This window comes from Bacillus sp. SJZ110 (assembly GCF_006715455.1).
Classification (GTDB): Bacteria; Bacillota; Bacilli; order Bacillales; family Bacillaceae; genus Bacillus; species Bacillus subtilis.
In genome coordinates, this window is sequence record NZ_VFNF01000002.1 from 486,924 (window position 1) to 507,064 (window position 20,141).

The following is a 20,141-nucleotide window of genomic DNA, read 5'->3' on the forward strand; positions in this document are numbered from 1 at the left end:
TATAGAGCGATAATTGATCTAGGAACCGGGGACTGACTTTTTTATTGTCAAGAAAAACATCATTATGGTAAGATAGCAGAAGTGAAAAAATTGAAGAAAATCCGTGCGATATGCGGGAGAGGTTCTAGCTACACCCTCTATAAAAAACTAAGGACGAGCTGTATCCTTGGATACGGCCTTTTTTATGTTTTTCTAGAGCACCTTCCGAAAAAAGGTGTTTTTTTGCGTGAATTAGCTGTAGCGATGTCTCTCGCCGGCGTTTTTATTGCGGAGAAGGAGAGGAATCATGAAAAAAGAAAAAGCAATTGTCGTATTTAGCGGCGGCCAAGACAGCACAACATGCTTACTGTGGGCCTTAAAAGAATTCGAAGAAGTCGAAACGGTGACTTTTCATTATAATCAGCGACATTCTCAGGAAATTGAAGTGGCAAAATCCATTGCGGAAAAGCTTGGTGTGAAAAATCATTTGCTTGATATGTCACTTTTAAATCAGCTTGCACCGAATGCCCTGACTAGAAATGATATTGAGATAGAAGTAAAAGACGGCGCACTGCCATCCACATTCGTTCCAGGCCGCAATTTGGTATTCTTATCCTTTGCGTCTATCCTGGCTTACCAAATTGGCGCGCGCCACATTATTACAGGAGTTTGCGAGACAGACTTCAGTGGTTATCCTGACTGTCGTGACGAATTCGTGAAATCTTGCAATGTCACGGTAAATCTGGCAATGGAGAAGCCGTTTGTGATCCACACGCCTCTCATGTGGCTCAATAAGGCGGAAACGTGGAAGCTTGCAGATGAGCTTGGCGCGCTGGATTTTGTGAAAAACAACACACTGACATGCTATAACGGCATCATCGCAGACGGCTGCGGCGAATGTCCGGCATGTCACCTTCGTTCAAAAGGTTATGAAGAATATATGATGATGAAAGGAGAGCGTGCATAAATTGTTATCTCAAATTTATCCGCAGGCCCAGCATCCTTATTCGTTTGAACTAAATAAGGACATGCATATCTCAGCCGCTCATTTTATCCCTCGGGAAAGTGCGGGAGCGTGCAGCAGGGTTCACGGACATACGTATACCGTAAATATAACCGTTGCCGGCGACGAACTTGACGATTCAGGCTTTCTTGTCAATTTCAGCGTACTCAAAAAACTGGTGCACGGAAACTATGATCACACGCTATTAAATGATCATGAAGATTTTTCTCAGGACGACCGGTATTCGCTGCCGACAACTGAAGTCGTGGCGAAAACGATTTATGATAACGTACAGGCTTATTTAGACTCTTTGGAGAATAAGCCGACCTGTGTACAGGTGTTTGTCCGTGAAACACCGACAAGCTACTGTGTCTACCGTCCGAAAAAGGGTGGTTTGAATGGCTAAAGGAATTCCTGTATTAGAAATTTTCGGCCCGACGATTCAAGGAGAAGGCATGGTGATCGGACAGAAAACGATGTTCGTCCGGACAGCCGGCTGCGATTATTCCTGCAGCTGGTGTGACTCCGCTTTCACTTGGGACGGGTCTGCTAAAAAAGATATTCGCTGGATGACGGCGGAGGAGATTTTTGCGGAGCTTAAGGACATTGGGGGAGACGCGTTTTCTCATGTGACGATCTCAGGCGGTAACCCGGCTCTGTTAAAACAGCTGGATGCTTTTATTGAACTGCTGAAGGAAAATAACATCCGTGCAGCGCTTGAAACTCAAGGGACCGTTTATCAGGATTGGTTTACGCTGATTGATGACCTGACAATTTCTCCAAAACCGCCAAGCTCAAAAATGGTAACGAACTTTCAAAAGCTTGACCACATTTTAACTTCACTTCAAGAGAATGATAGACAGCATGCTGTCAGCTTGAAGGTTGTCATCTTTAATGATGAAGATCTGGAATTTGCCAAAACTGTGCACAAGCGGTATCCGGGAATCCCGTTTTATTTACAAGTCGGAAATGATGACGTGCATACGACAGATGATCAGTCACTGATTGCACATTTGCTTGGGAAATATGAAGCGCTTGTTGATAAGGTAGCTGTCGATGCGGAGCTGAATCTCGTCAGAGTGCTCCCGCAGCTGCACACCCTGTTATGGGGTAACAAACGCGGAGTATAATAGAAAGGAAGATGAACATGACGACAAGAAAAGAATCAGAATTAGAAGGTGTAACATTGCTAGGCAACCAAGGTACAAATTATTTGTTCGAATATGCACCGGACGTGCTGGAATCCTTCCCTAACAAACATGTAAACCGTGACTACTTTGTAAAATTCAATTGTCCGGAATTCACATCTTTATGTCCTAAAACAGGGCAGCCTGACTTTGCGACAATCTACATCAGCTACATTCCTGATGAAAAAATGGTTGAAAGCAAATCATTAAAGCTGTATCTATTCAGCTTCAGAAACCATGGTGACTTTCACGAGGACTGCATGAACATCATCATGAATGACTTGATCGAATTAATGGACCCGCGCTACATTGAAGTATGGGGCAAATTCACGCCAAGAGGCGGAATTTCCATTGACCCGTACACAAACTACGGAAAACCTGGCACGAAGTATGAGAAAATGGCCGAATACCGCATGATGAATCATGATTTGTATCCGGAGACGATTGATAACCGTTAATTATTCCGTTGTGTGATACGGAGTGTGAAACGAAGTGGAGTCACAGTAAAATCCGAACATGCAGCGTTAATTTTCAGCGGAAATGTGACCCGAAGTGACCGGAGTGTGACCTGAGGTGCAACCTGAACTGTGACTTTTATGCAGTGAAAAATTGATAGTACAGAAGCAGATTAAGGCGTACAATTTGTACGTCTTTTCTTTTTTATCTGAAAGAAAAAATGCCTATCTAGAGATCATAGGCATTAAATATTATTATCAATATCTTCATTATTTTTTGGCTAAGTTTCTGAATCTTCTCTTTAACATTTGAAACAGCTCTTTTTTGAATTTCATCAAAGTTCTCCTGAATATAATCCATGACACTTCTTATTAGAACTTCACTTTCAAAATTGAATATCTCATTTATTTCTGACTGTTCTTCATCTGTTAGGTGATGGTATTGAAGTTGTTTAGCATTTACTTCAGCAGCTACATCAATCCTAACTTAGTTGTTCTGGTTGTACAATTTCATATTCACCTTCTGCATACTCTTGCTCCGCATAATAGCCTCCCCATTGACAGAGCTCCTGCAAGATAGGTTTAAGAGATTCTCCAAGTTCAGTGGATGAATATTCAACCTTCGGCGGTACTTGGTTATACATCTTTCTGCTCACAAGTCCACTGGCTTCAAGCTCTCTAAGTGTTTGAATCAGCATTTTCTGAGTTATATTTGGGATAATGCGGTTTAATTCACTCGTTCTCTTTGGTCCATTCATTAAAAAGTATAATACAAGGCCTTTCCATTTTCCGCCAATAACTTCCTTTGTCACTTCAAACCCACAACTAAATTTTTTTTTCATGTCTAAAGCTCTCCATTCCACATTTATTACTTTTTAGTTACTATATCACAAAAAAGTGGGTACTTCCGATAATGTGCTTACTGAAGGATACTATATCTTGTAAGTTGTTCTTCAAGTACTTAAAGGTACTAGACATAAAATAAAATTAATTCTAAAGGAGTGTTAAGTATGGGTAAATTTGAAGGTAAAATAGCGCTTGTAACGGGTGGAACAAGTGGGATTGGTCTTGCTACAGCACAAAAATTTGTAAACGAAGGTGCATATGTTTATATCACGGGACGTAGACAAAACGAACTTGATAAAGCTGTTAACCAAATTGGCAAGAACGTAACCGGTGTTCAAGGTGATATTTCTAAGCTTGAAGACTTAGACAAACTATATGACATTATAAAGCAGGAAAAAGGTAAGTTGGACATTCTTTTTGCTAATGCAGGCATCGGCAACTTCCTTCCATTAGGTGAAATTACTGAAGAGCAGGTTGATAGAACGTTCGACATTAACGTTAAAGGAACCATCTTTACTGTTCAAAAAGCATTATCACTATTCCCAGACAAAGTAGGTTCTATTATTGTAACGGGCTCTACTGCTGGATCAATTGGCAACCCAGCGTTTAGTGTATATGGAGCATCTAAAGCAGCATTAAGAGCACTAGTTCGCAACTGGATTCTTGACCTAAAAGGTACTGAAATCCGTGTAAATGTGGTTAGTCCAGGAGGTATTCTTACACCTGCCTACGATGAGCTTTTTGGTGATGCACTTGAAGAGGTACTGGAAAATAGCAGAAATACTGTTCCAGCTGGAAAAGTTGGGACACCTGAAGAAGTAGCAAACGCTGTATCTTTCCTTGCTTCAGACGAAAGCAGTTACTTGACGGGTGTTGAATTGTTCGTAGATGGCGGGCTAGCACAGGTATAATTTCCCTGCGCAGAGATTACAAATAGTCCCCAAAAAAGGTTGATGGGGATTTACTTGAAGAAGTCGTATAAAAAAGTCGTTTTCCTTAAAGGACAGGGAATTCGACTTTTTTATGTTTGAATTTGCTTAACATTGTAAATTCGCATTTTCCTGGGCTACCACTAAATGACCTGTAAAAAAGATTACTTTGTGAATAAATGTACTTAAAGTAACGGGGGCTCTTGACTTTTAATAAAAAATAATATCCCTGTCCTTGTATTCTAATACTTTTAAAAATATTTAAAGGAATCCTTATGTCCTGAATAACCACATAGGAAAATATGTTGTAGGTTGCTTTCTTTTTTTGTGGGGCATCCCACACAAGCTATCTCGTGATCTCACACCTGAACGTTTTTTATAGACTAGTACCGCGACAAGTTATATTACATATACATACCAATAAAGTAGACATTAAAAAGTGAAAGAGAGGATGGAAATGTGTGAAAATTCTTTTCCTTGAGAGTCATCCCATGTGGCTCTATGGTTTACCGAATGGGTTTAGGGAAGCAGGACATACCGTAATGATTTCCGGTCCTGTAAGTCGGGAAAATATCACTGAAATGATAGACGAATTTAAACCAGATCTAATAGTATCTATGGGATGGACACCAGAGCATTCAAGGGAAAAGCAGGCCTGGATTCGCAACGCTACTAAAAAGGTGAATATCCCTCTCGTTTATTGGGCAACTGAAGACCCGCTACACACTCAAAACTTTACTATCCCGTTAATTAAAAAGATGAAACCGGATTTTGTTTTCACGGTTACGCCTTCTCTGTGTAAAACTTATGAAAGCATGGGGATTAAAGCAGCTCACTTAGACTTTGCATTTCACGAAAGTATACATCACCAGATTAAACCATTAGCAAAATACAGTTGTGATATAGCAGTGGTGGCTAATGCTTACCCTAATTTTCTTGAAGAACATCCGGAAGTGTTCCGTTCGTCCTCTTTAAAAACGCTTATTCGTCCTCTTATACGGAAGGGTATTCGCATTGATTTTTGGGGGAGAAACTGGGAAAAAATGAGTAAATATATAGGAAGAGAAATTCCCCCCAATTGGATCCATGGATACCTTGATTATACTGAAGCATATAAAGTTTACAGTTCAGCAAAAGTCGTTATCGGTTTGCAAAACTGTGAAAGCCAACTTACGCAACGCACCTATGAGATTCTTGGTTCCGGGGGGTTTTTATTGACATCGGATACACCAGCAGTTCGAGGTAAATTCAAACCTGGCCGCGATCTCATCGTTTCTTCCTCCCCAAAAGAAACATTGGAAAAGGTTAAATACTATTTGAATCATGATAGCGAGAGAAAAAAGATTCAGATAAACGGTAAAAAGGCTGTAAAGAATGATTCCTATCGGCATAGAGCCGAGAGAATGCTTGAGGTGCTAAAAAGCAGAGGAATTATAAGAAACTTAGGGGAAACCATTCATTATGTAGATGTTCTTAAAGAAAAATACGTGATCCATCATGTTACTCCCGGTGAAACATTATCAATAATTTCCAGGAAGTATAATGTTTCCCTGCAGCAACTCATGGAGCTTAATCATTTCAAATCAGATCAAATATATGCTGGACAAATCATTAAGATTAGAGAGAAACTGTTTAGAAATATTAATAACAAATTATTCTAAAGGAGAGTAATATGAATGAAGGGGAAAATACCTAAAATAAGAAATCAAGCGAATAAAGTAAAAAGAACGCCTCGTTATATGGAATTTCCCGTAACATACGAAGTGTATCATGTGGAATCCGGCGATACATTATGGACGATTGCCAAATCCTTTAAAATTCCGGTACAACAACTTATGAATCTTAATAAGCTTTCTTCAGACAGAATTTATCCTGGACAAATTATAAAGATAAGAGAAAGGTAATCTTTGAGGTTTCGGAAACGAATCAAATTGAAATGACAATCCTCATTTTTTTATTTGTGGGGAACTTGATATTTTTGGGGATGAAGGGGTTATGAGATGTTTCAAATGAGCTATTTCTATTCTGGATTAGGATGGGATTTTATTCAACACGTTGATCAAACGAACGGAGTATTAAATGTTGTGTCTCCTGATTTTTTCTATATCAGAAAAGATGGATCATTACTTCTCCGTTCAGCTAATCCCGATGTGATTAAAGCTCTTCATAGAAGAAAATTAAAAGTAGTTCCTTTTCTAAGCAATCATTGGGATCAGGAATTGGGACGATTTGCATTAATGAACCGAGTTCTTTTAGCTAAACAAATTTCTCATGCAATAGAAGAACTGGATTTGGACGGAGTTAATATCGATATAGAAAACCTTACAGAAAAAGATCGGAATCTATTTACAGATTTTATTAGATTAGTAAGGAAAAGTATTCCTAGACATAAAGAAGTATCAGTTGCAGTGGCGGCAAATCCTTTTGGCTGGACGAAGGGCTGGCACGGATCATATGATTACGAGTATTTAGCTAAATATGCAGATTATCTTATGGTTATGGCCTATGATGAAAGCCGCCTTGCTGGGCCTACCGCAAGTGTAGGATGGGTGGAAAAGTCCATTCAATATGTTCTGACCCAAAAAATCTCTCCTCAAAAACTAGTTTTAGGATTGCCATTCTATGGCCGCTGCTGGATGGAAGGCCAATCTGCCTCTCAAGCCATTCCCCTTTACCTTGTTGACTCCTTAGTAAAAAGGCATAGCGGGACAATTATTTTTGACACCAAGAGTCAATCTCCAAAAGCTATTTTTACTGTCAATCACAATAACAAGGGGCCGTTGCCTTCGGGAACATATACATTATGGTTTGAAAATGAACAGTCACTCAGAGCAAAAATAAAACTCGCTCAAAAATATAATCTGAAAGGTCTTGGCAGTTGGAGTCTTGGACAAGAAGATGTGTCAGTCTGGAATACAGTGTTTAAAAATATATAATGATTTATAGTTCAGAAAAAAATTCGAAGATAATGGCAATGAATCTCTAAATGGACATACTGAAAGGAGTTTATTACGGGTGCGGGTAAAACAGTGAGGGCATTCCATAGGCCCTTCTCCCGAAATGTTCTATACGAGGCATTACATTGGGCTTGAAATTCACATTCAAACTTATGTTATAGTACGCATTTTACGGATATGTTGAATTTATTCTGCTTCCATGATTTAAGTCATACACATGCTACTTGATAGCAGGATTATAGCATTTCATTCAGAATTGTTCAGGATCGATATGGAAGCGCACGAATAACTAGAACTTTAAAAACATACACTCATATACTTCCTGAATGGATGCTGGTTTATCTAAAAAAACATGATGAGAATTGATTGACCGCTCTCATTAAAGGATGGGGAAATTCAAGGTGCCAAGGTACGCATGGTGAAACATGACTTGTTGATAATCGACCATATAGTTTCTCCTTAGAAATGAGGGGGTTTTTACATAAAAAAGACGAGCGAATCCGGGGGGAATTCCACTCGCCGCTTTCTAATGAAAAGACGGGATGCTGGATGACAGCTCGTCTGTTTTATTATAATTTAACGAACGTATGTTTGTAAAGGTATCTTTTCGAATGAATTGGTTCATATAACCGTTAAGAACAGATTCATTGTAAACATACGCTAAGGTATGCTAAGATGCATGGACTATAAAGGAGTGATATGAAGTGAAGACATTGCGGTTAAACAATGTAACGTTAGAAATGACTGCATATCAAGAGGAGAGCGAGCCGAAGCGAAAAATTGCATTTACCTTAAACGTTACGAGTGAGACTTACCATGATATCGCTGTCCTGTTGTATGAAAAAACGTTTAATGTCGAGGTTCCGGAACGCGGTCTTGCCTTCCGGGGGGAAATGACAAATTATTCAACATCATTGACCAACCTGTACGAACCAGGGGCCGTCAGCGAGTTCTATATAGAAATAACGGAAATAGACAAAAACGCCGATTCATGATCGGTGTTTTTTATGTAAAAAAGCTGCCGGCCGGCAGCTTTTGAGAAAGCGAATTTCATATGTAAGGTGTTAAATTGTCCGTCTTGCAGTTTTTGAATAAATGTGGAAATAAGGAGGTTTTAATAGGAGTCTCTGATGATCTTATAATTTTTATGATTAACAACTGTCAATGAATCTAACTCAAGATCCCGATAGTTATCCATGATCGTCACATCAACGATAACAGAATTCTCATTTACTTTTTCAACAACACCGGTTAATCCGTTTTTAAATTCAATGACATTCCCAACCTTAGCGATTTTCACAAGCTTCCTCTCCTTTAAACATAATAATGCCTTTTGAAAGTATTTTGCAGTATTTTCATTGAGAAGTAAAGCGATAAGGAGTTTTATCTCCCTTATGAATTGTTCTGTCGCTATAAAGATGATATATTGATTTTCGTCAATAGAAAGAAAAGGGGGGAATTTTCGTTGCGTCCCGAAGAAATAACAGAAATGATTGAACAGCTGCGCACCGGCGCCATAAACGAACTGAGAGTCCAGAAAGAGCATTTTCTTGATTTCAGGGCCGTGTTATCTAAACAAGATGATTTTAAACATTTCCGAGGAATTGCCCAGCAAGGCGGAGATGTTATCTTTCAATACTTAGAACAGCCAAGAAGCTGAAGGTTTCTCATACGTGAGAAGCCTTTTTATCATATATGACAGAATACAAGCCTTTTATTACAGCTGTCTGTAACAGGCGTAAATAAAATGTAAAGTGTCAAAGATGGATAAACATGTTTTAATTTGACAATATTTATAGAATTTCAGACTGTTTTTTTGCCATTAAGCAGTGAGTCATCCTCTTTATTCCATCTTGATACCTCCTTGGGAGAGTTGGAAAATCTTTTTCCGTGAAAATGAATGGATCTCTTGTTAAGGTTATGAAGTGTTTTTTGGAGCACTTTAAGGAGGAAACTGTATGACCACGAAATTCACTGCTCTGGCTGTTTTTCTTCTTTGTTTCATGCCTGCAGCCAAAATTGAGCATACACAAGCTTCACTACTGAGCGCAAAGAAGACAAAACATGAAGAAGCGAAATGGCTTACACATATAGATCGAAATACGAATGAATCTTTCCCTTCACTGTCTGCTGATAAGGACAAGAAAATAAAACCGATTAAGCTATCAGCACACACTGAAAAGAAAGAGAAAGATAAACCGGACAAAACAAATGATGAGAAAGAAACATATACACAGTCTGAAAAAGAGTTGCTGTCCCGTCTCGTTCACGCAGAGGCCAAAGGAGAATCATATAAAGGCAAGGTCGCTGTAGCAAGCGTTGTACTGAACAGAACGGAGAAAAAAGGTTTTCCTGATACGATAAGAGGAGTTATTTATCAGAAAAACGCCTTTGAACCGGTCGCAAACGGGAGCATTAACCAAAAGCCTGATAAAGAATCGATTGAAGCTGCCGAAGAAGCGCTGTCCTCAAAAAATAGAGAAACAGATGCCATATTCTTTTATAATCCGAAAACAGCGTCAGATAATTGGATTCGTTCAAGAAAAATCGTAGAAAAAATCGGCAGACACGTTTTTGCCGTCTAAGCATAGAAGAGACAATTTGTCTCAGCTGTGCTTTTTTTCATATAAAGAGTAAAAATAAAATAATTTTTGAACTTGTCTCATATGATGTTGGTAGTACAAGAGACAAGGAGAGACATCATGAATCGATTTGTGAAAGGGATCATTCTTTTATCCATTGCCGCCTTTTTCGCTGAATGCCTTGAATTTGTCGTCAATATGATTTTGGCGCGGGAGCTTGGCGAGCATGGGATGGGGCTTTACATGAGTATTTTGCCCACGATCTTTTTAATTATTGTCATCGCGAGCCTGGAACTGCCGATATCCATTTCTAAATTCATTGCCGAGTCAAATCCTAAGCTTCATGAAAGCATGCTGAGGCACGCTTTCAGAATGACAGCCATTTTTACTGCTTTTTCTACTGTCGCCGCTAGTATTGCGCTTCCGTTTATTCCGGTATTTGATACATACCACCCGTTTATTAAAGGGATTGTCATCGGCTTAATTCCTGTTGTCGCCTTTACTTCAATCGCCAGGGGCTACTTTATGGGTGTGCAGAAAATGGGGAAGATCGCAATTGCCAATGTGCTGAAAAAAATCATCCAGCTCTTGTGCTTATTCCTCTTTTTTCAATGGTACTCATTTGAATTGGACATGGCTGTGCTGATTTCCTTGTTTGTTCTAGTCGTGAGTGATGTGGTCGTGCTTGTTTACTTATATTCACAATTTATCATGGCAAGGCGGGCGTTATCCGGCCAGCAGCACATTCATTTGCGCGGAAAGGATGTAAGGAAAAGACTGCTTGCTGTTTCAATTCCTACAACAGGACTGCGTATTTTTCATGCGGTTGTCAATGCAATTGAACCCTTTTTAGTAAAAGGAGCTCTTTTGGCTGCGGGCGTTGCCGGGACAGCGGCGATCGATCAATACGGAATGCTGGCAGGAGTGGCTGTGACGATAGGGTCGTTCCCTGCTTTTATTGCCCATTCGTTAATGGTCGTCATGATACCGAGTATTTCGGAAGCTTATGCGCTTTCTCAGTATGACATCGTGTTAAAAAGACTGAAGCAGTCGATTTTCATTACATTAGGTTACGGTATACCTGCCGTCTGGGTCATGTTCCAGTTTGCGGGACCTCTCACGCATTTGTTTTTTCACTCTCCTGAAGCGCAGTATTACCTGCAGCTGTTGTGGCCTTACTTTCTCTTTCATCTGTTTGTCATGCCGCTGCAGGCGTGCTTAATCGGGATGGGTTTTGTGAAAGAGGCTTTTTATCACAATGTATGGAGCCATATCGTTGCGCTAAGTATGATGTATGTACTGGGATCAATGGAGAATCTGCAAATGCTCGGGATTATCCTTGGAATGAACACTGGCATGATTCTTTTGACGAGCTTGCACTATGCCACGATCTGCAAAGCATTGAAGGTATCCGTATTTCTTACGGGTGGGACCAGAACGCCGCGAATTGAAGGATGATAAAGGAACAGCAGGGGCAAGCTAATTGAAAAGCATGAAAGGAAGATTCCATGTTGACGAAGCGCTTGCTTACTATATACATTATGTTATTAGGGTTGATTGCATGGTTTCCATGTGCGGCACAAGCTGAGGAAAAACAGCCTGCTGTTCCCGCTGTTTTTCTTATGAAAACGATAGAAGGGGAGGACATCTCGATTCCGAATAAAGGGCAAAAAACAATTCTCCATTTTTGGACGTCATGGTGTCCGCCCTGCAAAAAGGAGCTTCCCCAGTTTCAATCGTTTTATGATGCCCATCCATCCGACAGTGTAAAGCTGGTAACGGTGAATTTAGTGAATTCGGAACAAAATCAGCAAGTCGTTGAAGATTTTATTAAAGCAAACAAGCTGACGTTCCCGATTGTCCTTGACTCAAAAGGGGAATTGATGAAGGAGTATCATATCATTACGATCCCAACATCATTTTTGCTGAATGAAAAGGGAGAAATTGAAAAAACAAAAATTGGCCCGATGACAGCGGAACAACTGAAGGGATGGACGGAAGAATAGCTGAGAGCATAGACTCTCAGCTTTTTTCATATAGAGAAGAAGCGAATAAACATTAATGATAATTATTATCAAAAAGAAATTAAAATAATTATAATTGAAATTCTCTTCGTGCGTGCTATAATAAAGGAAGACATCAAGAAATAACTGACGATAAAGCTGCCTTTTGGGCAGCGATTTTGTTTTTATAAGAGAAATGAAGATGATTTACGTTCTCAATTAGAGAGGAGAATTCGATATGAATGAACAAGTTATCGTTCAACGCGACTCGCACGAGCCATTGAAAACAGACAAGAGGGAAAAAAACTGGGCACAGCACGCGGAGCTTATTGCAGCACTTGTATCAGGCGCTCTTATTTTGGCAGGCTGGCTCTTATCCGGATATCAGGTATTATCCATAATACTTTTCTTGCTGGCTTTTGTGATCGGCGGATTTGCTAAAGCAAAGGAAGGAATCGAAGAAACACTCGAATCCAAAACGCTGAATGTAGAACTTTTAATGATTTTCGCTGCCGTTGGTTCCGCCTTGATCGGATACTGGGCAGAGGGTGCTATTTTAATATTTATTTTTTCCTTAAGCGGAGCTTTAGAAACATACACGATGAATAAAAGCAGCAGAGATTTAACGTCTTTAATGCAGCTTGAGCCTGAAGAAGCGACATTGATGGTCAATGGTGAAACCAAAAGAGTTCCGGTTTCAGACTTGCAGGCCGGTGATATGATCGTGATCAAACCTGGAGAACGCGTAGCGGCAGACGGTATCATTGAATCGGGCTCGACAAGTCTTGACGAGTCGGCTTTAACAGGTGAATCAATGCCTGTAGAAAAAAACACAGGCGACACTGTATTCACAGGAACGGTGAATCGCAATGGCTCCTTGACTGTCCGTGTCACGAAAGCAAATGAAGATTCGTTATTCAGAAAAATTATCAAACTGGTTGAATCAGCGCAAAATAGTGTTTCACCCGCGCAGGCTTTCATCGAACGATTTGAAAATGCTTATGTGAAAGGTGTGCTAATTGCGGTGGCGCTCCTTTTATTCGTCCCGCACTTTGCGCTGGGCTGGAGCTGGAGTGAAACCTTCTACCGCGCAATGGTGTTTATGGTTGTCGCGTCACCTTGTGCGCTTGTCGCCTCTATTATGCCGGCGGCGCTGTCCCTGATTTCAAATGGCGCCCGCAACGGCATGCTTGTGAAAGGAAGCGTCTTTCTTGAACAGCTGGGCTCAGTGCAAATGATCGCCTTTGATAAAACCGGCACTGTAACAAAAGGCCAGCCTGCCGTAGAGACGATTAGAATAGCAGAAGGATTCAGTGAAGCGGAAGTTCTTGAGGCTGTCTATGCCATCGAAATGCAATCAAGCCATCCGCTCGCCCAAGCCATAACGGCGTACGCTGAAAGCCGCGGCGTGAATCAGTCTGGCTACATATCTATAGAAGAAACCTCAGGGTTTGGCGTTATGGCAGAAGTGTCGGGTGCGAAATGGAAGGTCGGTAAAGCAGGTTTTATCGGCGAGGAAATGGCAGCACAATTTTTGAAACAAACAGCATCAGATGTCATTCAAAGCGGTCATACAATTGTATTTGTGAAAAAGGATGATCAAATAGCAGGCTGTATCGCACTGAAGGACCAAATCAGGCCTGAAGCAAAAGAGGTCATGGAAGAACTGAACCGACTTGGGATTAAAACGGCCATGCTGACAGGAGATCACGAAGACACGGCTCAAGCGATTGCCAAGGAAGCCGGCATGACAACTGTCGTAGCAGAATGCCTGCCTGACCAAAAAGTGAATGAAATCAAACGGTTAAAAGAAGAATTCGGAACGATTGCAATGGTGGGTGACGGAATCAATGATGCGCCGGCACTCAAAGCGGCGGATGTCGGCATTGCGATGGGCGGCGGAACAGATGTAGCACTTGAGACCGCTGATATGGTCCTCATGAAAAACGATTTGAAAAAGCTCGTAAACATGTGCCGCTTGTCTCGGAAAATGAACAGGATCATCAAACAAAATATCGTGTTTTCTCTAGCTGTAATCTGCCTGCTGATTTGTGCAAACTTTTTGCAGGTGATGGAATTGCCATTTGGCGTGATTGGTCATGAGGGCAGCACGATTTTGGTCATACTAAACGGTTTAAGACTCCTAAAATAAAACCAGCAGCCCTAATCAGGCTGCTGGCTTTTTATGTATCAAGCTTTCCCTTCATTTTTGTCTTTATCAGATCTTTTCATAACCAGGATGAGAGCGAGGATGCAGCAAAGGAAACCCGCTGCACAGCCTATGATAGAGCTGTAATAATAAAAGCCCACCATCTTCATCCCGATAAAAGGAGCGGAAATTCCCAAAACCGTTAAGAGCATAACTGCTTTTCGTCTGAAAAAATTCATCAGCAAACGGAACAACCCCCCTGCGATTGAACGTTACTGTCAGTATACAGGAAGAGGAGCAGGAAATAAAATGCATTAGAAAATGAAGGCGTCGTGAAAGGCAAACACCGGTAAAACCTGTTACAATGGAAGACAGAACAATGCATTGCAAATGGCAGGGAGGAACAAGAAGTGAATAGAATACAACGCGTCTCTTCATGGCTGAAGGAAGCGGGGCATACTGCCGCATTTATTCATACAAAAGAAAATGTTTTTTACTTAACCGGTTTTTACACAGAGCCGCATGAAAGATTAATGGGGTTATTTGTTTTTCAAGAAGAGGAGCCTTTCTTTGTTTGTCCAGGAATGGAAGCAGGACAGGCCCGCAACGCAGGCTGGAATCATGAAATCATTGGCTATGCGGATCACGAAAATCCGTGGGAGCTGATAGAGAAGGCCTTGAAAAAGCGAAATATCAGCATACATACGCTTGCGGTAGAAAAGGATTCAATCTCGCTATCACGTGCAGAACAGCTGAAGCATGCGACTGGCGGGGCTCAATTTGTTTCAGCAGAAGAAACACTCAATCAATTTCGCCTGATTAAAGAAGACAATGAGATTCGTTTGCTGAAAGAGGCGGCAAAGCTTGCGGATTACGGTGTTGAAGTCGGCACAGCCGCTTTGCGTGAAGGCATCAGTGAAGTGGAAGTGCTCGCTCAAATTGAGTATGAGCTGAAGAAAAAAGGAATTCAGGGCATGTCTTTCTCTACAATGGTTTTATTCGGAGAAAAATCAGGCCAGCCACATGGAAATCCTGGTACAGCCACGTTGAAGAAAGGTGATTTTGTATTATTTGATCTCGGTGTTATTCTTGACGGCTATTGCTCTGATATTACAAGAACGTTTGCTTACAAAACCATCAATCCGAAGCAGGAGGCCATTTACGAGACTGTACTTCAAGCGGAAAAAGCCGCGATTGAGGCAAGCAAACCCGGTGTGAGAATCGGAGATCTGGACTTAACCGCCCGCGGAATCATTGAAAAAGCGGGATACGGTGACTATTTTCCTCACCGGCTTGGGCATGGACTCGGAATTTCTGTCCATGAGTATCCATCAATGAGCCAGGCCAACGATACACTGCTGCAGGAAGGCATGGTCTACACGATCGAACCGGGGATTTATGTGCCTGAAATCGGCGGCGTGCGCATTGAGGATGACGTTCACGTAACAAAGGACGGGGCAGTTGCTCTGACCCAATATCCAAAGGAATTAATCATACTGCCGTAATAAGAAATAAAAAAGGACTTTGTTCTCGACATCGTCCTTTTTTATCTGCATTAAATAAAAAAATCATCAAATGTTCGAAAGGGTTTAATTTCATGTTTTTGGTTGAGAGGTTTTACAGCAAGACAGCTGCCACCGAGAACAGTGAGACATAACCCAATTAAAATGAAGAAACCCATGTGATCTTCTCCTTTCAGCTAAAAACACAAAAAGATATCTGGTACGTCCATATCATATTGTATGAAACGCATTCCAGATCAAGGGGATTTAGAAAGAAGGGAATCTATGGCTAATATTAAAGACATTGCAGAGAAAGCCGGTGTCTCTGTTACAACGGTTTCCCGAGTCATAAACAATCATCCATACGTCAGTGAAGACAAACGAAAAAGAGTGTTTGAGGCAATGGAATCATTGGAGTACACGAGAAATATTCACGCTGTACATTTGTCGAAAGGATTTTCAAACATGATTGGTGTTGTCTTGCCGACGGTTAATCTGCCATATTTTGCAGAGCTGATTGCAGGAATAGCCGACGCAGCCGCGGAATCCGGGGTTCACCTCTCTTTATTCCAAACAAACTATGAGGTACAAAAAGAAATCTTTGCGCTGTCCCAATTAAAGCAGCGCCAGGTTGACGGCCTGATTTTTTGCTCAAAGGCGCTTGCTGATGAGAAACTCATGGAATGGGAGGGCCCGATTTTGCTTTGCCAGAATTCAGATAATGCCCGCTTCCCAACCATCAGCATTCCTCATCGAGAAGCATTTCGGAACGGCTTGGACTATTTAATTGCCAAAGGGCACAAAAAAATAGCCATCTGTTTGGCAAGAAAAAAAGGCATGAACAGTCATTTTCGAATCAAAGCCTACAAAGAGGCATTGGAAGAGATCGGTGAGGCATTTCGTGAAGACTGGGTAATTGAGAAAGCGATTACAATCAATGATGGGAAGGCGCTTTTTCATAAATGGAATACGTGGAAGGAAAAGCCGACGGCTATTTTTGTTGCCAATGACCAAGTCTCAGCAGGGCTTTTTCTTGAAGCAAAGAACCAGCGGGTGTCAGTACCGGATGAGCTTGCAATCTTAAGCGTTGATAACCACGAAATCAGCCAAGCGCTTGGAATCACAACGATCGATATTCAGACAAGGGAAATGGGAAAGCAGGCATTTGCCATACTGGAAAAAAGAATTCAAGGACAGCCGATTGAAAGGAAAGTTCTGGATTACCGTCTCATCGAAAGATCGACTGTTTAGTGAATGCATTGAAAAAAGGTTTGACGTGCATTCCGTTCGTTATGTACGATATGAGGTATTGAATGACAAAGGAGCTGAGGATCGTGAATGGGTCCTTCACAGTGAAAAAGGTACTGAATAATAATGTATTAATTGCTTCTCATCATAAATACAGCGAAGTCGTTTTAATCGGAAAAGGTATTGGTTTCGGAAAAAAACAAGATGATGTCATTGAAGATAAAGGCTACGATAAAATGTTCATTTTAAAAGACGAGAAGGAACAAAAGCAGTTTAAAAAGCTCCTTGACTATGTTGATGAAAAGCTCGTTGATATTTCAAACGATGTCATCTATCACATAAGCAATAGGACTAATCACTCATTAAATGAACATATTCACATTGCGTTGACAGACCATATCGCATTTGCGATCAAAAGGCAGCAGCAGGGATTTGATATGAAAAATCCATTTCTAATGGAGACTCAGTCACTATATCCTGAGGAGTACCAAATTGCCAAAGAAGTCATAGATATGATCAATGAAAAAGCGGGAATCTGCCTTCCGGAAGGGGAGATTGGTTTTATCGCTCTGCATATCCATTCAGCGTTGACAAACCGTCCGCTGTCCGAGGTCAATCAGCACTCTCAGCTCATGGCGCAGCTTGTCGAGGTGATTGAAGACTCATTTCAAATGAAAGTAAATAAGGAAAGTGTCAACTATTTGCGGCTGATCAGGCATATCAGATTTACAATAGAAAGAATTAAAAAAGAAGAACCGACTAAAGAACCAGAAAAATTAATGTTGTTATTGAAAAATGAATATCCGCTATGCTACAATACAGCTTGGAAATTGATTAAAATCTTGCAGCAAACATTGAAGAAACCAGTTCATGAGGCGGAAGCGGTTTATCTGACGCTTCATCTGTACCGATTAACCAATAAAATTTCATAAATTCAGTTTATCCTTATAACGTGTTACTGATTCGATCAGGCATGAGTGATTGAGGGAAAAAAACGGGAAGTTCATTCTCGTTCTTTTGCGCACCCAATTTTGCTCATGCCTTTTTGTTGTGTAAAAGGGCAAATGTAAACGGTTAAACTGGAAGACTTACGCCTGTGAATTCGTTGTCATGATTTTTAGCTGTAAGGTCAGACTAGTAAAAAGAGGAGGTCAATTCTTATGTTTAAAGCATTATTCGGCGTTCTTCAAAAAATTGGGCGTGCGCTTATGCTTCCAGTTGCGATCCTTCCGGCTGCGGGTATTTTGCTTGCGATCGGGAATGCGATGCAAAATAAGGACATGATTCAGGTCCTGCATTTCTTGAGCAATGACAATGTTCAGCTTGTAGCAGGTGTGATGGAAAGCGCTGGGCAGATTGTTTTCGATAACCTTCCGCTTCTTTTCGCAGTAGGTGTAGCCATCGGGCTTGCCAACGGTGATGGAGTTGCAGGGATTGCAGCAATTATCGGTTATCTTGTAATGAATGTATCCATGAGTGCGGTTCTTCTTGCAAACGGAACCATTCCTTCGGATTCAGTTGAAAGAGCCAAGTTCTTTACGGAAAACCATCCTGCATATGTAAACATGCTTGGTATACCTACCTTGGCGACAGGGGTGTTCGGCGGTATTATCGTCGGTGTGTTAGCTGCATTATTGTTTAACAGATTTTACACAATTGAACTGCCGCAATACCTTGGTTTCTTTGCGGGTAAACGTTTCGTTCCAATTGTAACGTCAATTTCTGCACTGATTCTGGGTCTTATTATGTTAGTGATCTGGCCTCCGATCCAGCATGGATTGAATGCCTTTTCAACAGGATTAGTGGAAGCGAATCCAACCCTTGCTGCATTTATCTTCGGGGTGATTGAACGTTCGCTTATCCCATTCGGATTGCACCACATTTTCTATTCGCCGTTCTGGTATGAATTCTTCAGCTATAAGAGTGCAGCAGGAGAAATCATCCGCGGGGATCAGCGTATCTTTATGGCGCAGATTAAAGACGGTGTACAGTTAACGGCAGGTACGTTCATGACAGGTAAATATCCATTTATGATGTTCGGTCTGCCTGCTGCGGCGCTTGCCATTTATCATGAAGCAAAACCGCAAAACAAAAAACTTGTTGCAGGTATTATGGGTTCAGCGGCCTTGACATCCTTCTTAACGGGGATCACAGAGCCATTGGAATTTTCTTTCTTATTCGTTGCTCCAGTCCTGTTTGCGATTCACTGTTTGTTTGCGGGACTTTCATTCATGGTCATGCAGCTGTTGAATGTTAAGATTGGTATGACATTTTCCGGCGGTTTAATTGACTACTTCCTATTCGGTATTTTACCGAACCGGACGGCATGGTGGCTAGTCATCCCTGTCGGCTTAGGGTTAGCGGTCATTTACTACTTCGGATTCCGATTTGCCATCCGCAAATTTAATCTGAAAACACCTGGACGCGAGGATGCTGCGGAAGAAACAGCAGCACCTGGGAAAACTGGTGAAGCAGGGGATCTTCCTTATGAGATTCTGCAGGCAATGGGTGACCAGGAAAACATCAAACACCTTGATGCTTGTATCACTCGTCTGCGTGTGACTGTAAACGATCAGAAAAAGGTTGATAAAGACCGTCTGAAACAGCTTGGCGCTTCCGGAGTGCTGGAAGTCGGCAACAACATTCAGGCTATTTTCGGACCGCGTTCTGACGGGTTAAAAACGCAAATGCAAGACATTATTGCGGGACGCAAGCCTAGACCTGAGCCGAAAACATCTGCTCAAGAGGAAGTAGGCCAGCAGGTTGAGGAAGTGATTGCAGAACCGCTGCAAAATGAAATCGGCGAGGAAGTTTTCGTTTCTCCGATTACCGGGGAAATTCACCCGATTACGGATGTTCCTGACCAAGTCTTCTCAGGGAAAATGATGGGTGACGGTTTTGCGATTCTCCCTTCTGAAGGAATTGTCGTATCACCGGTTCGTGGAAAAATTCTCAATGTGTTCCCGACGAAACATGCGATCGGCCTGCAATCCGACGGCGGAAGAGAAATTTTAATCCACTTTGGTATTGATACCGTCAGCCTGAAGGGCGAAGGATTTACGTCTTTCGTATCAGAAGGAGACCGCGTTGAGCCTGGACAAAAACTTCTTGAAGTTGATCTGGATGCAGTCAAACCGAATGTACCATCTCTCATGACACCGATTGTATTTACAAACCTTGCTGAAGGAGAAACAGTCAGCATTAAAGCAAGCGGTTCAGTCAACAGAGAACAAGAAGATATTGTGAAGATTGAAAAATAAGGGTGTTAGTACGCCGTGCTTGTCAGATGACAAGTACGGTT

21 protein-coding genes and 1 riboswitch are annotated in these 20,141 nt (G+C 41.4%); of the genes, 18 read left to right on the forward strand and 3 right to left on the reverse strand.

Annotated elements, in window-relative coordinates:
• Nucleotides 1-112: 112 nt before the first annotated feature.
• Nucleotides 113-157, forward strand: a riboswitch (PreQ1 riboswitch).
• Nucleotides 158-286: 129 nt separating this feature from the next.
• From queC to queF, 4 genes are read left to right on the forward strand one after another with little or no spacing between them, the layout of a single operon-like run.
• Complete coding sequence (gene queC / locus FB592_RS08145; RefSeq protein ID WP_141949435.1) at nucleotides 287-946, forward strand: 7-cyano-7-deazaguanine synthase QueC; 660 nt, start codon at nucleotides 287-289, stop codon at nucleotides 944-946.
• Nucleotides 939-1,388: a 6-carboxytetrahydropterin synthase QueD gene (queD, locus tag FB592_RS08150; RefSeq protein ID WP_128740296.1), complete on the forward strand. Its 450-nt coding sequence runs from the start codon at nucleotides 939-941 to the stop codon at nucleotides 1,386-1,388. The genes queC and queD overlap by 8 nt, the downstream gene beginning before the upstream one ends.
• Nucleotides 1,381-2,112: a 7-carboxy-7-deazaguanine synthase QueE gene (queE, locus tag FB592_RS08155; RefSeq protein ID WP_003232460.1), complete on the forward strand. Its 732-nt coding sequence runs from the start codon at nucleotides 1,381-1,383 to the stop codon at nucleotides 2,110-2,112. The genes queD and queE overlap by 8 nt, the downstream gene beginning before the upstream one ends.
• 17 nt (nucleotides 2,113-2,129) lie before the next feature.
• Nucleotides 2,130-2,627 (forward strand): preQ(1) synthase, encoded by a 498-nt coding sequence (gene queF, locus FB592_RS08160; RefSeq protein ID WP_003218613.1) that lies wholly within the window; start codon nucleotides 2,130-2,132, stop codon nucleotides 2,625-2,627.
• Between the two features lie 479 nt (nucleotides 2,628-3,106).
• Here queF and FB592_RS08165 read toward each other — a convergent pair whose 3' ends face one another.
• Nucleotides 3,107-3,466, reverse strand: coding sequence for a winged helix-turn-helix transcriptional regulator (locus tag FB592_RS08165; RefSeq protein WP_038829004.1), 360 nt, complete (start codon nucleotides 3,464-3,466; stop codon nucleotides 3,107-3,109).
• A 168-nt stretch (nucleotides 3,467-3,634) separates the two neighbouring features.
• Between FB592_RS08165 and FB592_RS08170 the strand changes: the two genes are divergently transcribed.
• From FB592_RS08170 to FB592_RS08190, 5 genes are all read left to right on the forward strand, one after another.
• Entirely contained in the window at nucleotides 3,635-4,381 is a 747-nt protein-coding gene (locus FB592_RS08170; RefSeq protein WP_003245309.1) for an SDR family NAD(P)-dependent oxidoreductase, read from the forward strand.
• A gap of 479 nt (nucleotides 4,382-4,860) precedes the next feature.
• Nucleotides 4,861-6,060 carry a spore protein YkvP gene (gene ykvP, locus FB592_RS08175; protein WP_141949436.1) on the forward strand — a complete coding sequence of 400 codons (1,200 nt, stop codon included), beginning with the start codon at nucleotides 4,861-4,863 and terminating at the stop codon, nucleotides 6,058-6,060.
• A 15-nt stretch (nucleotides 6,061-6,075) separates the two neighbouring features.
• The gene (locus tag FB592_RS08180) at nucleotides 6,076-6,303 is read left to right on the forward strand and encodes a LysM peptidoglycan-binding domain-containing protein (protein ID WP_017695061.1); all 228 of its coding nucleotides are present in this window, start codon (nucleotides 6,076-6,078) and stop codon (nucleotides 6,301-6,303) included.
• Between the two features lie 96 nt (nucleotides 6,304-6,399).
• Entirely contained in the window at nucleotides 6,400-7,335 is a 936-nt protein-coding gene (locus FB592_RS08185) for a glycosyl hydrolase family 18 protein (RefSeq protein ID WP_049139829.1), read from the forward strand.
• A 725-nt stretch (nucleotides 7,336-8,060) separates the two neighbouring features.
• A complete protein-coding gene (locus tag FB592_RS08190; protein WP_069703526.1) occupies nucleotides 8,061-8,351 on the forward strand; it encodes a YkvR family protein in 291 nt (96 codons plus the stop codon).
• 119 nt (nucleotides 8,352-8,470) lie between these two features.
• Here FB592_RS08190 and FB592_RS08195 read toward each other — a convergent pair whose 3' ends face one another.
• Entirely contained in the window at nucleotides 8,471-8,656 is a 186-nt protein-coding gene (locus tag FB592_RS08195) for a YkvS family protein (RefSeq protein ID WP_003232446.1), read from the reverse strand.
• Nucleotides 8,657-8,821: 165 nt separating this feature from the next.
• Here FB592_RS08195 and FB592_RS08200 point away from each other — a divergent pair, with 165 nt between their 5' ends.
• From FB592_RS08200 to pfeT, 5 genes are all read left to right on the forward strand, one after another.
• Complete coding sequence (locus FB592_RS08200) at nucleotides 8,822-9,016, forward strand: hypothetical protein (RefSeq protein WP_003218622.1); 195 nt, start codon at nucleotides 8,822-8,824, stop codon at nucleotides 9,014-9,016.
• A gap of 298 nt (nucleotides 9,017-9,314) precedes the next feature.
• On the forward strand, nucleotides 9,315-9,941 hold the full coding sequence (locus FB592_RS08205; protein ID WP_003232442.1) for a cell wall hydrolase: 627 nt from the start codon (nucleotides 9,315-9,317) through the stop codon (nucleotides 9,939-9,941).
• 117 nt (nucleotides 9,942-10,058) lie between these two features.
• Entirely contained in the window at nucleotides 10,059-11,396 is a 1,338-nt protein-coding gene (gene ykvU / locus FB592_RS08210; protein ID WP_014476640.1) for a sporulation protein YkvU, read from the forward strand.
• 50 nt (nucleotides 11,397-11,446) lie between these two features.
• Nucleotides 11,447-11,944 (forward strand): sporulation thiol-disulfide oxidoreductase StoA, encoded by a 498-nt coding sequence (gene stoA, locus FB592_RS08215; RefSeq protein ID WP_141949437.1) that lies wholly within the window; start codon nucleotides 11,447-11,449, stop codon nucleotides 11,942-11,944.
• 235 nt (nucleotides 11,945-12,179) lie between these two features.
• Nucleotides 12,180-14,093 (forward strand): metal-transporting ATPase PfeT, encoded by a 1,914-nt coding sequence (pfeT, locus tag FB592_RS08220; protein ID WP_141949438.1) that lies wholly within the window; start codon nucleotides 12,180-12,182, stop codon nucleotides 14,091-14,093.
• A gap of 38 nt (nucleotides 14,094-14,131) precedes the next feature.
• On the opposite strand, the gene FB592_RS08225 is transcribed toward pfeT, so the two are convergent.
• The gene (locus FB592_RS08225; RefSeq protein ID WP_014476643.1) at nucleotides 14,132-14,335 is read right to left on the reverse strand and encodes a hypothetical protein; all 204 of its coding nucleotides are present in this window, start codon (nucleotides 14,333-14,335) and stop codon (nucleotides 14,132-14,134) included.
• Between the two features lie 165 nt (nucleotides 14,336-14,500).
• On the opposite strand from FB592_RS08225, the gene papB reads away from it, so the two are divergent.
• The 4 genes from papB to ptsG all read left to right on the forward strand — a co-directional run bounded on the left by papB (nucleotide 14,501) and on the right by ptsG (nucleotide 20,100).
• Nucleotides 14,501-15,595 carry a di/tri-peptidase gene (papB, locus tag FB592_RS08230; protein WP_015252203.1) on the forward strand — a complete coding sequence of 365 codons (1,095 nt, stop codon included), beginning with the start codon at nucleotides 14,501-14,503 and terminating at the stop codon, nucleotides 15,593-15,595.
• Between the two features lie 282 nt (nucleotides 15,596-15,877).
• Nucleotides 15,878-16,843 carry a LacI family DNA-binding transcriptional regulator gene (locus tag FB592_RS08235; protein WP_141949439.1) on the forward strand — a complete coding sequence of 322 codons (966 nt, stop codon included), beginning with the start codon at nucleotides 15,878-15,880 and terminating at the stop codon, nucleotides 16,841-16,843.
• Between the two features lie 62 nt (nucleotides 16,844-16,905).
• The gene (gene glcT / locus FB592_RS08240; protein ID WP_003218635.1) at nucleotides 16,906-17,772 is read left to right on the forward strand and encodes a glucose PTS transporter transcription antiterminator GlcT; all 867 of its coding nucleotides are present in this window, start codon (nucleotides 16,906-16,908) and stop codon (nucleotides 17,770-17,772) included.
• A 228-nt stretch (nucleotides 17,773-18,000) separates the two neighbouring features.
• Nucleotides 18,001-20,100, forward strand: coding sequence for a PTS glucose transporter subunit IIABC (gene ptsG / locus FB592_RS08245; RefSeq protein WP_003244661.1), 2,100 nt, complete (start codon nucleotides 18,001-18,003; stop codon nucleotides 20,098-20,100).
• The last annotated feature ends 41 nt before the right edge of the window (nucleotides 20,101-20,141 follow it).